Source organism: Tumebacillus amylolyticus (genome assembly GCF_016722965.1).
In the GTDB taxonomy this organism is placed as follows: Bacteria; Bacillota; Bacilli; order Tumebacillales; family Tumebacillaceae; genus Tumebacillus; species Tumebacillus amylolyticus.
Map to the genome: position 1 here is coordinate 128,708 of NZ_JAEQNB010000006.1, position 14,272 is coordinate 142,979.

Below are 14,272 nucleotides of genomic sequence, written 5' to 3' on the forward strand. Positions count from 1 at the left end.
TTATTAGGACATTTCTCATTTCTACGTCTAAAGCATCGTAATTAGGTAGGCCCTACCTGTAGAAAATAATGATAATGAACAACGCCTAATGAGGCACAAATTGTATAAGTCAAAAGCCCTCCTCATGGTGAAACAAAATGCAAAGTGCCTTTGACTTGATTGACCTTTATTGGAACGCCTTACCTCAAGTTATTAACTTATTTGATCAAGACTAAACTGTTAGTTAGGTCATGCCAGTACTTGTACCGACATAATAATATGGGACAATGAAACAGAAAATGAGATGAGTACATTCTGTGGCTATACGCATTGGGCAATCGTGTTCCTGATCATCTTCGTGCTGTTCTTCCTGTTCGTTCCGGGCGTTGGCGGCGGCGCGTACTAATCGGTTTCGAGAACCCAAAAAAGCCCCTTGACCACAGAGATGTGGCCAAGGGGCTTTTTACATGTCGCTTTAGGTAGAGCACGTATCATTTGGCGAGCAATATGTAGTTAGTACTTCCAAACAACCTCATACGTCAAACCATCTAGTACCTTCGAATTTGCCCACTGCTTGGCATAGGCAACGGCGTCCTCTTTTTTATGGAACCAATCAAGGTAGTGATCTCCTTGGTACACGTGGTACGGGTAGTTGTGCCACAAAACAGAGTTTGTTTCTGCATCAAGGACCGAGGAGTATTCATGACCTTTTGCATAGTTGACGGCACCGATTTGGCTTTCGAAGTCATTTACATACTTGCCGTACTGGAAGACTTGCGTGTGAATGTTGTCCCACAAAACTTCATACGTGTTGGCGTCTTGAACGATTGCATGGCTGTATTGCTTGGCGTAGTTGATGGCGTCTGTTTTGCTGTGCAAGACGGTGATCAGTTTGCCATTTTGGAAGACATTGAAGTGTTCATGAGACTCCTCGACGGGCAAGTTGAGCGAACTGCCCGAAGAGTAGGAACTTCCGCTGCTGCTGTTGCTGGAGGAACCTCCGTTGTGATAGTGGTATTGGCCATCCTGAAGACCCCATTGTGCGCAGTTTGTTCGACAGGTATGACCCCCGTATTTATCAGTTCTTCCGGGGTGCGCGTACGCTGCCGTGGCAGAGAGCAGCAACGAAGCCGTTGTAATCATTGCGATAACAGAAACTCGTTTCATTCGATATCCCTCCAAAAATAGGTTCGAGTCTATTATAACGGATAACAATTTTGGTATAAATAACAAAAACGAATTATTGTTAGTCGATGTTTTGCGTGCCATTTTTAAATATGGGTCATCGCCGTGCCCCATTCCGACCAAGCCTCATAGTATGGGAGTAAGAAACGGAACAGGGGGTGAGATCATGTACGGTGTATTCGGTGGATATACGCATTGGGCAATCGTGTTCCTGATCATCTTCGTGCTGTTCTTCCTGTTCGTTCCGGGTGTTGGCGGCGGCGCGTACTAATCGGTTTCGAGAACCCGAAAAGCCCCTTGACCACAGAGATGTGGAGCAAGGGGTTTTTTCATGGGGTCCAAAAAACCTGTTATTCCCAAAACAGAAATTTTGTGAGAGAATCAAAACTACGAATCTATCAAGTTTTTTGGAGGAACCGGATGATGAAAAAACGCACGCTGGCTCTGTTGGCTTCGCTTGGCCTCTTCGCAGGTTTGAGTTCTGTACATACATCGATTGCCGGGGCGGTCGATTCGATCCAACTGGTGGTCGATGACAAATCAATCTCGACCGATACCGCGCCTCTTCTGGTTCATGACCGCATCTTCGTGCCTGTACGAGCCCTGTCTGAATCTCTCGGTGCGACAGTCACTTACGATTCGCAGACCGATTCAGCTACGATCACACGGAACGACATCACTCTGAAGCTCGACTTCAAAAGCGGACAAGTGTGGAAAAACGGTGTCGTACTCACTCTGGAGGAAAGCCCGCGTTTGGTGAACGACCGGGCGATGGTGCCGGTTCGTTTCATCTCCGAGGCATTTGGCAATACCGTTTCGTACGACGATGCCACGCAAACGGTCACCGTTCTCCCGACGCAAGCTCGACTGGACGAACGCAAGAACATTCAAGCTGTACTTGCCGGGACGAGCCAAGCGTTACAGGCGAAGACAAGTTACTCGACCGATGTCGATCTGAGTATGGATTTCCCGAAGGACCCCTATGAAAGGGAGGGCGCACTCACGACAAAATACAGCGCTCATTTGACGCTCGACACGCAAGTACAAACCAAGCTCCAGCACGGAAATGCCAATTTGACCACCACAACGGGCCATGTAAAAAACATCACGGACGTGGAATTGTACCGACAGGGCGAGGTATTTTATGTGCTCAATCCGTATTCGGAGAACGAGTGGTCGAAGATCTCGAATACAGCAGGGGATGAGGGCGTTTGGGAAGGGCTCCGAGACGCTCTGAACGGAGTCTCGATGAGTGCAGATCAACTGCAACAGTTCGAGGAGTTAGCTCCGTATGCCTCGTTGAAGGAAGAGGCGGCCACGTACACGCTCTTCTACCATTTCGATGCAAACGGAATCGTGAAGTTGCTCAAGGGGACGCATCTGGACCAAGACATGAAAGCATTTGATCTCACCCTGCAAATTGACAAAGCGACCAGTCTTGCGACCGGCTATACGGGAGACGTCTACTACGACAATTCGAATCCGAACCACATGGTGCCGTCGAAAGTTCATGCAGAAGGCAAGGTAGGGAACTGGGACAAAGTCCCGACGATCACCATCCCGAGCGACGTGTTGAAAAACGCCAAATCCTATTGGTAAGCAGCAACCGGAAGAGAGCTCTGCTCTTTTCAAAAATGACAGACGAACGGGCGCACAGACGACTTAGGCTGTGCGTCCTTTTTTCCTTCCTAAGGAGGACCAATATGACATTCGATATAGCAAGTGAGAGGTTGACGTACGCCAAACTGGTCCCAAGCGATTGGGAGTTGATCAGATCGATCTATACCAATCCAAAACTACTGCAACACATCAGCACCTTGCAAAGCGAAGCAGCGATTCGAAACAATTTCGAAAAGGAACTCGCCCCGTGGGACATCACATCCCCACATTGGTTGACATGGACGATTCGTGAAAAGGCATCGAATCAACAGGTGGGTGTCATCTGCATCCATACTCACAATGGAGAAAAACGGACCGCGGAAGTGGGGTTCATCCTGCTGGAAACGTCCGCAGGCAAAGGATACGCCACCGAAGCCTTGAAGCGCGTGATGAAATTCGCGGTGGATACGTTCCGCTTTGAGAAATTCATGGCCGTCTGCTCCGAAGAGCATATTGCGTCTCAACGAGTGTTGGAAAAGGTAGGCATGACGCTGGACGAGCTCGTGCCGGACAACACCGAAATCGAGGGCCGAATGGTCAATGACTGCTTTTATTCGATGGAGGTCGTTGGCGACTACGAGTCATGAAGAGATAGAGCCGTTCGCTGAACGGCTTTTTTTTATTCCTTCAAGATGATGAAGTCTCTGTCTGCAAAAATTGCTCAATAAGGTCAGCAAATATCGAAGAGTACATTTTAACGAACGGTACTATTATTAAGGAGCAGCAGCAAATTACAAAAACGGAGGTATTTAAAATGAAAACAAAAATGAGAACTCTTGTAGCAACTCTTGCAGTTGCCGCGATCGCCACTACGGTTGGTGCACAATCTGCATCTGCAACCACGTATGGATGGGCTGCACAAAAAATTGTTGTAGGACAGAAAATCTATTCCGACCTGGCACCTGCATTCAACAATGGATTTTCGATCTCTGCAGACCAATGGAATTACGCATCCGGTAACGGTGTGAATGTGAACATTCGATACACACTGTATGATGCTGGCGGTGTTTCGTATGGTTCTATCGATTCTTCCGGTGCACATGGTGGTAGCTACCCGCCTCCGTTCACTCATAAATGGTTCGTGGGTCCCGGTAATTATAAAGTTCAGATCTGGAACATTGGATCTGATCCGGCCTATACTGCGGGTAACATCTATCAGTAAAAATAAATAACAAATAGGAACCCCCTTCAAGCAGACAGTAGGAAGAAAGCTCCCTACTATCTACTTGAAGGTTTTTTTTCATCACTGGATACAGCAGCGCGCTGCCGGACGGCCTGCTTAGCCCGCACCAATCAGACGGGCTGTCTATGAAGCGATTGACAGTTGTCACCTCTGTCCTTCTATGAGAGAATGGGGGAACGAATGTACGTAGAAAGCGGAGGACACTCCATTGGAAGAAACCTATGTAGTACTCGACTTCGAAACCACCGGTTTCGCCGCCTACAAGGACCGCATCATCGAAATCGGCGCGGTCAAGATCCAAGGCGGCCGCGTGGTGGAGACGTTTCACCGACGTGTCAATCCGGGCATCAAGATTCCGCCCTTTATATCGGAACTCACCGGCCTCACCGACGAACTGGTAGAAGACGAACCTTCTATTGAAGAAGTGATGCCGGAGTTTCTCCCTTTTTACAGCGACGCCATCCTCGTCGCGCATAACGCCGACTTCGACATGAAGTTCCTCAACGCCGCCCTCGATGAGAGCGGCTATCTCGAATACGCGGGCGAAGTCATCGACACTGTGCAACTTGCACAAATTCTCTGGCCCCGCGAATCCAGCTATTCCTTGGAAGCGCTGGCCGTCTCCCGAGACCTCGCACACGACCAGCCGCACCAAGCGCTGTCCGATGCACAAGTCACGGGGGAGTTGTTCCTTCAATTACTGGAACGCGCGCACAAGCTGCCGTTCTTGCTCCTTCAACAGATCACCGGCCTCACCGAATACACCGACTGGCCGCTGCGCCACTTTTTCCGTCGCTTGGCGGAGGGCAACACGTCGATCATGCAATTCGATGAACCCGAAGGCTGTATGACCATTGACCAACTCATGCACCGCCCCGTTCAAATCGAGGTAAAAGACGGCCCGCCCGGCGGAGCTCTCTCTGAATTCAACGTCTCCGATGTCGTCCACGTTCTTGAAAAAGGCGGCCCGATGTCGGACCTCATGCCGGGCTACGAAGAACGCCCGCAACAGATTGACATGATGCGCCAAGTCGCCGAAGCGTTCCAAGAGCAGAAACACTTGATCGTGGAAGCCGGCACCGGCACGGGGAAGTCGCTCGCGTACTTGATCCCGTCCGTCTACTACAGCATCGCCAAGGGCGAGCGCGTCGTCGTCGCCACGCATACGATCAACTTGCAAGAACAACTCCGAGAGCGCGACATCCCGCTGCTGCAACAGGTCATCCCGTTTGACTTCGACATCGAAGTCTTCAAAGGCCGCGCCAACTATGTCTGCATGCGCAAAGTCGCGACCAGTGTCAACAATCCGGGACTGATCACCGACCACGCCGAGACGACATTTTTTGTCCGCATGGTCGCGTGGCTGATCGAAACGGACGGCGGCGACCGCGAAGAATTGAGTTTGAACGGCGAGCAAGCGGACCACTGGAACAAAGTGGCTTCCGGCGCCGACTCCTGCATCATGAAAGCCTGCCCGTGGTTCCGAAATTGCTACTACCACCGCGCCCGTGCCCGTGCTCAGCAGGCAGACGTCCTGATCACCAACCACTCGCTGGTGCTGACAGACGTCAAGACCGACCACAACGTGCTGCCGGGCTACCAATACCTCGTCATCGACGAGGCGCACCACATGGAGGATGAAGCGACCAAGCATCTCGGCACGGAAGTCTCGTACTTCCAGATGTCGGGCGCTCTCAACCGTCTCCAGCGTGACAAGAACCGCGGTTTGCTGTTCCAGCTCTTGCAAAAAGTGGACATCCTGCAAGGCGGCGACTCTTCCGCCTACGAAGACTTGCGCGCCACGCTTGAAAAAACGATGGAGCAAGTGGACGACCTGCGCGACGCCAACGAAGATGTGTTTCGTCAGTTGCACAATTTCATCCTCAACCATGCCAACGGTACCGATGCCGGACGCCAGACGATGCGGTTGAAGCCGGACACGTTTGACGATGAAACCTTGCAAACCGCTTGGGAAGGCATCGCGTCCGCCAGCGAGAACCTCCAATCCGCAGTCCGCGCCATGCGCAAACTGGTCGGTCGGATGGAGGAGTTGAGCGAAGAACTGATGAAAGACGAGATGTTCGCAGGGACTTTCACCGACATCAGCGGCCAAGTCAAGGAACTCGACCAAGGCTGGCAAGACCTCGCGTACTTCCTGCGCTCCGTCGGCAGCGAATCGTCTGTGCTCTGGATGGAAGCGGACGACAAATCGATGCGACCGGTTGTGTTCCTCTACTCGGCACCGATCGACGTGGGGCCGCTTTTGAACGCACACCTTTTTTCCAAAAAGGAAAGCGTCGTCCTCGCATCGGCAACGCTTACGATCAACCAAGATTTCAAGTATGCGATCCACCAACTCGGCCTCTACGAATCACAGGAACAGGGGAGACTGCTCTCGTTGCAAGTCGACTCGCCCTTCCTTTATAAAAAACAAGCGCTGCTCTGCGTCCCCACCGATTGTTTGCCGGTGAAAGGGGTCGCCGAGGACGTGTTCACGACATCGTTCGCCGAGTCGCTGACAAACCTCGCCCGCGTGTCGCAAGGGCGTGCGCTCGTGCTGTTTACGTCGCATCGCATGTTGCGCGAAACCTATCACAAAGTCAAACCGATGCTGGCCGAACACGGCATCACCGTCCTCGCTCACGGTGTCGATTCCACTTCGCGACATCGCTTGGTGCAGGAATTCCAACGCCATCCCAAAGCGGTGCTGTTCGGTGCCAACTCGTTCTGGGAAGGGGTGGACATCCCCGGCGAAGACTTGTCTCTGCTGGTGATTGCCCGTCTCCCGTTCTGGCCGCCGAACCAGCCGGTCGTCGAAGCCCGCACGGAGAAAATGGAGCGCGAAGGCCGCAATTCCTTCATGGAGTACAGCGTCCCGCAAGCGATCATCCGCTTCAAACAAGGCTTCGGCCGCCTGATCCGCACCAAGCGAGACCGCGGGGCCATCGTCGTGTACGACCGCCGCATCACCGAGTCCCGCTACGGACGACATTTTATCCGCTCGTTGCCGGGGCCTTGGGTATACAACGGGACAGAACGCGAAGTGCTGAAGACCGTTTATAACTGGTTAAAGACTCCGCTAACAGATTGAATCTTGAAACTTATAAAGAGAGGGGCTTTACGCACTCTCTTTTTCTATTATTCGACAAAAATCGACATTGTTTTCGGAATTTTCATCGAATGTTCAGCAATGTCGAATGAGATGTATCGAGGGGTAGAAAACGAAGCTAATTTCGTCAAATTGGCGAATTTGGGTGTTTGACGGGGTTGCAGAAAAAACGATAGGATGAGGGCATAGGAGTTTTTAAAAGCTTGTGTCCGAGGTGATCGCAGTGTTAACGGCAATCGAAAAAAACCAGAAGATGATGTCCGTCCCCAAAGTGAGCGATGAGGATACTGTGGAACATACCGTACTGCGTGCCCAGACAGGCGACTCGGACGCGGTGGAGGAAATCCTGCAGAAGTTTTACCCGATGGTACGAATGAAAGCACGCTCGTATTTTATGGCGGGCGCTGACAACGAAGATTTGATTCAAGAAGGCATGATCGGCCTCTACAAAGCGATCCGCGACTTCCAATTGGAACGGCAAATTCCGTTCCGTGCCTTTGCGGAGATCTGCATCACCCGTCAGTTGATCACCGCGATCAAGACGGCGATGCGTTTGAAGCACCAACCTTTGAACTATTACCTCTCCCTCAACCGACCGATGTATGAGGAAGATGCAGACCGTACGCTCATGGACACCTTGCCGGGTCCGCTGGCGAGCGATCCTGAATATGTATTTCTCGTGCGCGAACAAGTGAAAGAGTTGCGCAAGGAACTGTCCGACTCGCTGTCGGAATTTGAGTTCCACGTGCTGACCCTCTACGTCAACCAGAACACCTACAAGGAAATCGCCGACGAGATGGGCACGACGACCAAAGCGGTCGATAACGCGCTGTGCCGCGTCAAGCGAAAATTGATGGCGTTTTATTCGACCAAGAATCTGAACAAACTCTCCTCGTAACACATTGTGCGGGAGTTGTGAGGAAGTTGGGAGGGAGAACCTGTTGAAAACGCCGAAAATATCCGAAGCGGTCGTACGCCGTCTGCCGGTGTACCTCCGTTATTTGCAGGAACTGCAAGAGTTGCACATCCGCACGGTCTCCTCCTACGAACTGGGTCAGAAACTCGACATGAACCCGGCGCAGATCCGCAAGGACCTCGCGTACTTCGGTGAGTTTGGACGCAAGGGGATCGGCTACGAAGTCAACTACCTCGTGGAGAAGATCAAGCAGATCCTCAAGATCGACCGCCATCTGAACTGTGCGTTGATCGGAGCGGGTCACTTGGGGATTGCGCTGTCCAACTACAACCGTTTCACGCAGGAGAAGCTCTCGATTGCCGCCATTTTTGACAACGCTCCGGACAAAGTCGGCACGTCGGTGGGGACCCTCACCATCCAGCCGTTGGACGAGTTGGAGCAGATGGTGCGGGAGCGCGACATTTTGATCGGAATCATCACGGTCCCGGCCACCGAAGCGCAAAAAGTCGCCGACCGACTGGTGGAGGCCGGGGTGAAGGGCATTCTCAACTTCGCGCCGGTGTCGTTGCGCGTGCCGACGCACGTCTCGGTGCGCAACGCCGACTTGACGACCGAATTGCAGACGCTTGCGTATTATATTGACTAGGAAAAAACTCCTCATGGCGGAATCATGAGGGGTTTTTTCTTTTTTTCCACATACTACGTGCAAATCGACACGGCGAGAAAAGGAAGTGGCGACATGCACACGATGTGGAAAGGCTCGATCTCCTTCGGGTTGGTCAACATCCCGATCAAGATGTTCGCAGCAACAGAGGACAAAGACATCAAATTCCGCATGCTCCACGAAAAGTGCGGAACTCCGGTCAAAAATGTGCGGACCTGCCCGCACTGTGAAGAAGAGCTCGAGTGGAAGGAAGTCGTGAAAGGCTTCGAATACCAGTCGGGGCAGTTCGTGATCATGAGCGAGGAAGACATGGAAAAAATCTCACCTCAGCGCACGAAGACGATCGACATTTTGAACTTCGTCTCGCTGACGGAGATCGACCCGATTTATTTTAACAAAAGCTACTATCTCGCGCCGGAAGAGACGGGTGGAAAAGCGTACGCCCTGTTGCGCCAAGCGATGTTGGATACGGGGAGAATCGCGGTGGTGAAAGTGATCATCCGTTCGGCGCAGATGCTCGCGGTGCTGCGGGTGTACGACAACGTGCTGGTGATGGAGTCGATCTACTACCCGGAGGAGGTCCGCTCCACGACGCAATTGCCGGCGATCCCGGCTGTCGGGACGGTGGATGAGAATGAGATGCGGGTGGCCAAGCAGTTGATCGAAAGCCTCGCGACGACGTTCGATCCCGAGCAGTACCGCGATGAGTACCGTGTTGCGTTGATGGAAGCGATCGAACAGAAAGTGGAGGGCCAAGAAATCACCACCGCCCAAGCGCCGCAACGCGATCAAATTCAAGACCTCATGGCAGCCCTGCAACAATCCCTCAACACCTCGCGCCCCACAACATCTGCGGAAGAGTCGGAAAAAAGGGTCGTCGGCGGCAACGACACCGGCCCCGTGGATGCAATAGCAACTCCTTCGAAACAAGACAACGTCTCGGTGTTACACGCAGTCTTGGGTTCCACGACGGGCACCGCCGGAGGAGAAAAACCGAAACGTCGTCGGCGCAAAGCGGCGGCGGAGGAATGATCGAGCCGGTCGTCCCGATGCAGCCGGTGCAAGTTGACGAGCCGTTCGACGATCCCAAGTGGCTGTACCAGATCAAGTGGGACGGCGTGCGGATGCTCACCTATCTGGACGAGAGCGGCGTGCGGCTCGTGAATCGAAAGTTGCGAGATCATACATTGAAGTACCCGGATTTGACAGCCGTGCTTCCTGAGCAGGTGCGTTCGAAATCCGTGGTGCTGGACGGAGAAATCGTAGGGTTCGGCGAGGACGGCAAGCCTTCTTTTTCCGCCGCTCTCAAGCGGGACTTGGTCAAAAGCGCGGACAAGGCGTTGGCGTTGAGCCGAACCCGTCCGGCGTACTACATGGTCTGGGACATTCTGTACGCAGACGGCAAGTGGTTGTTGGACGAGCCGTTGTCCCGTCGTCAGCAACGTCTCGCAGACATCTTGGAGCCGGGCCCGAACGTGAAGCTGGTGGACAGCCACGAGTCGGGCACGGCGCTTTTTCGCGTCATGCAAGAGCAGGGGATGGAGGGCATCGTCGCCAAGGAACGAGCGGGGAAATACCACCTCGGCGAGTACAACCCAACGTGGAAAAAAGTCAAATACTACCGCTTCCTCCACGCGGTCGTCGGCGGTGTCAGTGTCAAAAACGGCCTCGTAAACTCGCTCTTGCTCGGCCTCTACAACGACGAGGGCAACCTGATCTTCATCGGCCGCGCCGGCACCGGACTCGACAACGCCATGATCCAAGCCCTCACCCAATTCGTAAACCTTCTGCCCGCGGTCAAACCCCCTTTTCAAAACCCGCCCCGCCACACCGAAACCGCCTATGAAAAATTGGTCTGGTTCCCTCCACAGCTAGTAGTGGAAGTCAGGTTCCTCGAATGGACGTCCGATTTGACACTCAGGTCCCCGGTGGTGCTGGGGTTTCTGGAGAAGCAAGTCATGAGCTGCACGTTTTAAGGAGGAACCCGCCCATGTCCGACACCCTACAGGCCGAATACCCGGTCAAAGTCACCAATCTCGACAAAGTGCTCTGGCCGGAAGCGGGCGTAACGAAAGCGGAGTACATTCAGTACATGATCCACATGAGCCGCTACATGCTCCCACACTACAACGACCGCCTGCTGACCGTCATCCGCTTCCCAAACGGCATCCACGACAAATCGTTCTACCAAAAAAACATCCCCGACGGCGCACCCGAGTGGCTGAAAACGCACCCCGTCTACTCCGAAGACTCGCACCGTGAAATCGACTACCTCATCGCCAACAACACGGCAACTCTGCTCTGGCTTGCCAACCAAGCCGCCATGGAACTGCACCCGTCCTACGCCAAGATTCAAAACCTCGACCAACCGACCAACATCGCGTTCGACCTCGACCCGACCGTCAAGGGCGTGGACATCGCAGGGTTTAAAAAAGCAGCCCGTGTCGCGCTGCTTTTAAAAGCGGCTCTCGACGACCTCGGCCTGCCATCCTATCCGAAAACATCAGGTGCCACCGGCTTGCAGATTTTCATCCCGATTGCACCCGGCTACACTTTTGAAGATACTCGGCTGATTACCCAATTCCTCGCGCAGTACATCACCCAAAAAGCGCCCGACATCTGCACCCTGGAGCGTTTCAAAAAAGACCGCGGCGACAAAGTCTATTTCGATTACCTCCAACACTGGAAGAACAAAACGCTCTCCGGTCCCTACACCCCTCGAGCCGTCGCATCAGCCGCCGTCTCGGCACCCTTGTCTTGGGACGAACTCCGCGAAGGCGTCACCCCCGACTTGTTCACGATCCGCACGATGCCCAAGCGTATCGAGGAGGTCGGTGACCTATTTGCCCCGATGAGCTCTCGCGGGGTGGAGATTCGCGACATCTTGCATTTCATTAAGTACCATCCGACCGGCAAGTTGTAACTCATTAGTATCCACTCTGGTGGTTTCCTCCTTGACGGGCGTGAACGGCTCTGCTTAAATGGAGGTAACTTCTCGATTTTTTTCCTCATGTTGCTAAGGAGGCTTTTTGATTATGCAAGCAGATTACGCCATCATCGGCGGCACCGGCGTCTACGATCCGGCCATGCTGGAGAACGCGGAACGCCATGAAATAGACACCCCGTTCGGCAAAGCACACGTGACCATCGGCACGTATGCAGGTCGTCGCGTCGCCTTTATGCCGCGCCACGGCTACACGCACAGCGTGGCCCCGCACAAAATCAACTACCGTGCCAACATTCGCGCACTGAAACAGATCGGCGTCCACACCGTCCTCGCGACGGCCGCGGTCGGTTCTCTGAAGGAAGAACACAGACCAGGCGACTTGCTCCTCGTTGATGATTTCCTCGACATGACGAAGTCCCGCCCGACCACATTTTACGAAGGCGCACCGGAGGGCGTCGTCCACATCGACCTCTCGGACGCCTACTGCGGCCGGACCCGCAACCATTTGCTCGAAACGGCTCAAGCTCAAGGCATCGCGATTTCTAATGGCGGCGTCTACGTCTGCACGGAGGGCCCTCGCTTTGAGACTCCGGCGGAGATTCGTCTGTACTCGCAATGGGGCGGTTCGGTCGTCGGCATGACCTCCGTACCGGAAGTTGTACTCGCCAAGGAATCCGAGATGTGCTACGCGACCGTCGCGATGATCACCAACTATTGCACCGGCATCTCGAAGCATCCGCTGACGCACGCAGAAGTCGTCGAGACGATGCGCGACAACGTGCAAAAAATCCGCGAACTGTTCTTCCACGCCATCGAGCGTGGTTTTGGCGAGCGCACGTGCGCCTGCCCGCAGGCTTTGGCGGAACTCGGTTCACTGTAAACGTACATAGGGGAAAAGGGGAGAGACACATATGCAACCGTTGAAATGGAATGGCAAGTCCCTGCTGGTCCTCGACCAAACGCTTTTGCCGGAGCAAGAAATTAGGGACGACTGTGACACGTACGAACTGGTCGCTGAAGCGATTGAAAAAATGAAAGTCCGCGGTGCTCCCGCAATCGGTGCAACCGCCGCGTACGGCATCGCAATCGGAGCAAATGCTTCGGAAGCGCTCGACCTCGACAAAGGCCCGTACCTGACCTACCTCGAATCGGTTTGCGAACGTCTGGCGAAAACCCGCCCGACCGCCGTCAACCTGTTCTGGGCGATCAAGCGCATGCGCGGTCTGATTGAAGCGAACCAAGACCTCTCCGTCAAGGAACTCGCGGAGTTGATCACCCGCGAAGCCAACCTCATCGCAGAGGAAGACGTTCGCTTGAACAAGTCGATCGGACAGAACGGCTTGACGTTCATCCCGGAGAACGCCCGCATCCTCACGCACTGCAACACGGGGTCTCTGGCGACGTTCGACTACGGAACGGCGCTCGGCGTCATCCGCGCGGCGCACGAAAAGGGTCGTGTCGAGCACGTTTTTGCAGACGAGACCCGTCCGTATCTGCAAGGCGCCCGATTGACCGCCTTCGAATTGCACCGAGACAACATCCCGGTCTCCGTTGTCACCGACTCGATGGCGGGCTATCTCATGCAACAAAAAATGGTCGACCTCGTCATCGTCGGGGCGGACCGGATCGCCGCCAACGGCGACGCTGCGAACAAGATCGGGACGTACTCGCTCGCCGTTCTCGCCAAGCACCACGGCATTCCGTTTTACGTCGCGGCCCCGATGTCTACGCTCGATTACGAGATGGAGACCGGAGCTGAGATTGAAATCGAGCAGCGCTCTGCGGACGAAGTGATTTTTATCGGCGGCAAGCGCATGGTTCCGGAAGGCGTACCGGCGTTGCACCCGGCGTTCGACGTGACCCCGCATGAGCTGATTACGGCGATCATCACCGACAAAGGCAACGTCGAGCAACCGAACACGGAGAACATGTTGAAGCTCTTGTAGCAGAGGAGGCCCTCTCAAATGAACGAACACATCGAACAAACCAAATCAGAAGTTCTGGACGCGGCCAAACAGATGATCCGCACCGGACTGGTCGCGGCCGTTTGGGGCAATGTCTCCGCGAGAGTGCCGGGCACGGATCTGGTCGTGATTACTCCAAGCGGTGTCGAGTACGAAACGCTGACGCTTGAGATGCTCTGCGTTCTCGACATGGGAACCGGGCAGATGGTCGAAGGCACGTTGAAACCCTCCTCGGAGTCGCCGTTGCATCTCGCCGTCTACCGCGCTCGGGGCGATGTGTTTGGCGTGATGCATACGCACAGTACGTATGCGAGCGCTTTTTCCTGCGCACGTCAAGAAATTCCGCCGTTGATCGAAGACCTCGCGCAAGTTTGCGGAGGTCCGGTCTCCGTGGCGGACTATGCGTTGCCGGGAAGTGAGGACGTCGGGCGCAATGTCGTGGAATCCTTGGGCACCAAAGGCGCGGTCCTCATGGCCAACCATGGGGTCGTCGGCGTGGGCAATACGGTTTCCGAAGCTCTGCGCGTCTGCCAGATCGTTGAAAAAGGCGCGCAAATCTGCGCCATCGCCAAATCGATCGGAGAGCCCGTCTTGCTTTCCGATGAGGACGTGACTTGGCTGAGAGAGAAATACACGACGGTTTACGGACAACAAAAGGAGAGATAA

General features: G+C 54.2%; 13 protein-coding genes. 12 read left to right on the forward strand and 1 reads right to left on the reverse strand.

The genetic code is table 11. The annotated features are described in order from the left end of the window. Window positions 1–492 precede the first annotated feature (492 nt). Window positions 493–1,146: a YHYH domain-containing protein gene (locus JJB07_RS18335; RefSeq protein ID WP_236588192.1), complete on the reverse strand. Its 654-nt coding sequence runs from the start codon at window positions 1,144–1,146 to the stop codon at window positions 493–495. 438 nt (window positions 1,147–1,584) lie between these two features. Here JJB07_RS18335 and JJB07_RS18340 point away from each other — a divergent pair, with 438 nt between their 5' ends. The 12 genes from JJB07_RS18340 (at window position 1,585) to JJB07_RS18395 (ending at window position 14,272) form a co-directional block, all read left to right on the forward strand. Continuing rightward, window positions 1,585–2,763, forward strand: a complete 1,179-nt coding sequence (locus JJB07_RS18340) for a copper amine oxidase N-terminal domain-containing protein (RefSeq protein WP_201637529.1) — start codon at window positions 1,585–1,587, stop codon at window positions 2,761–2,763. Between the two features lie 104 nt (window positions 2,764–2,867). Then, window positions 2,868–3,410, forward strand: a complete 543-nt coding sequence (locus tag JJB07_RS18345) for a GNAT family N-acetyltransferase (RefSeq protein ID WP_201637530.1) — start codon at window positions 2,868–2,870, stop codon at window positions 3,408–3,410. A gap of 167 nt (window positions 3,411–3,577) precedes the next feature. Then, a complete protein-coding gene (locus JJB07_RS18350; protein ID WP_201637531.1) occupies window positions 3,578–3,985 on the forward strand; it encodes a hypothetical protein in 408 nt (135 codons plus the stop codon). A 229-nt stretch (window positions 3,986–4,214) separates the two neighbouring features. Next, window positions 4,215–7,097 carry an ATP-dependent DNA helicase DinG gene (dinG, locus tag JJB07_RS18355; protein WP_201637532.1) on the forward strand — a complete coding sequence of 961 codons (2,883 nt, stop codon included), beginning with the start codon at window positions 4,215–4,217 and terminating at the stop codon, window positions 7,095–7,097. 223 nt (window positions 7,098–7,320) lie between these two features. Beyond that, window positions 7,321–8,013, forward strand: coding sequence for an RNA polymerase sporulation sigma factor SigH (sigH, locus tag JJB07_RS18360; protein WP_347338368.1), 693 nt, complete (start codon window positions 7,321–7,323; stop codon window positions 8,011–8,013). Window positions 8,014–8,056: 43 nt separating this feature from the next. Next, window positions 8,057–8,677, forward strand: coding sequence for a redox-sensing transcriptional repressor Rex (locus JJB07_RS18365; protein ID WP_201637533.1), 621 nt, complete (start codon window positions 8,057–8,059; stop codon window positions 8,675–8,677). 93 nt (window positions 8,678–8,770) lie between these two features. Continuing rightward, complete coding sequence (ku, locus tag JJB07_RS18370; protein ID WP_201637534.1) at window positions 8,771–9,727, forward strand: non-homologous end joining protein Ku; 957 nt, start codon at window positions 8,771–8,773, stop codon at window positions 9,725–9,727. Then, a complete protein-coding gene (locus JJB07_RS18375) occupies window positions 9,724–10,671 on the forward strand; it encodes an ATP-dependent DNA ligase (protein ID WP_201637535.1) in 948 nt (315 codons plus the stop codon). The genes ku and JJB07_RS18375 overlap by 4 nt, the downstream gene beginning before the upstream one ends. A 14-nt stretch (window positions 10,672–10,685) precedes the next feature. Beyond that, window positions 10,686–11,618: a non-homologous end-joining DNA ligase gene (gene ligD, locus JJB07_RS18380; protein ID WP_201637536.1), complete on the forward strand. Its 933-nt coding sequence runs from the start codon at window positions 10,686–10,688 to the stop codon at window positions 11,616–11,618. Window positions 11,619–11,730: 112 nt separating this feature from the next. After that, window positions 11,731–12,522 (forward strand): S-methyl-5'-thioadenosine phosphorylase, encoded by a 792-nt coding sequence (gene mtnP, locus JJB07_RS18385; RefSeq protein WP_201637537.1) that lies wholly within the window; start codon window positions 11,731–11,733, stop codon window positions 12,520–12,522. Between the two features lie 31 nt (window positions 12,523–12,553). After that, entirely contained in the window at window positions 12,554–13,588 is a 1,035-nt protein-coding gene (mtnA, locus tag JJB07_RS18390) for an S-methyl-5-thioribose-1-phosphate isomerase (RefSeq protein ID WP_201637538.1), read from the forward strand. Between the two features lie 18 nt (window positions 13,589–13,606). Further along, a complete protein-coding gene (locus tag JJB07_RS18395) occupies window positions 13,607–14,272 on the forward strand; it encodes a class II aldolase/adducin family protein (RefSeq protein WP_201637539.1) in 666 nt (221 codons plus the stop codon).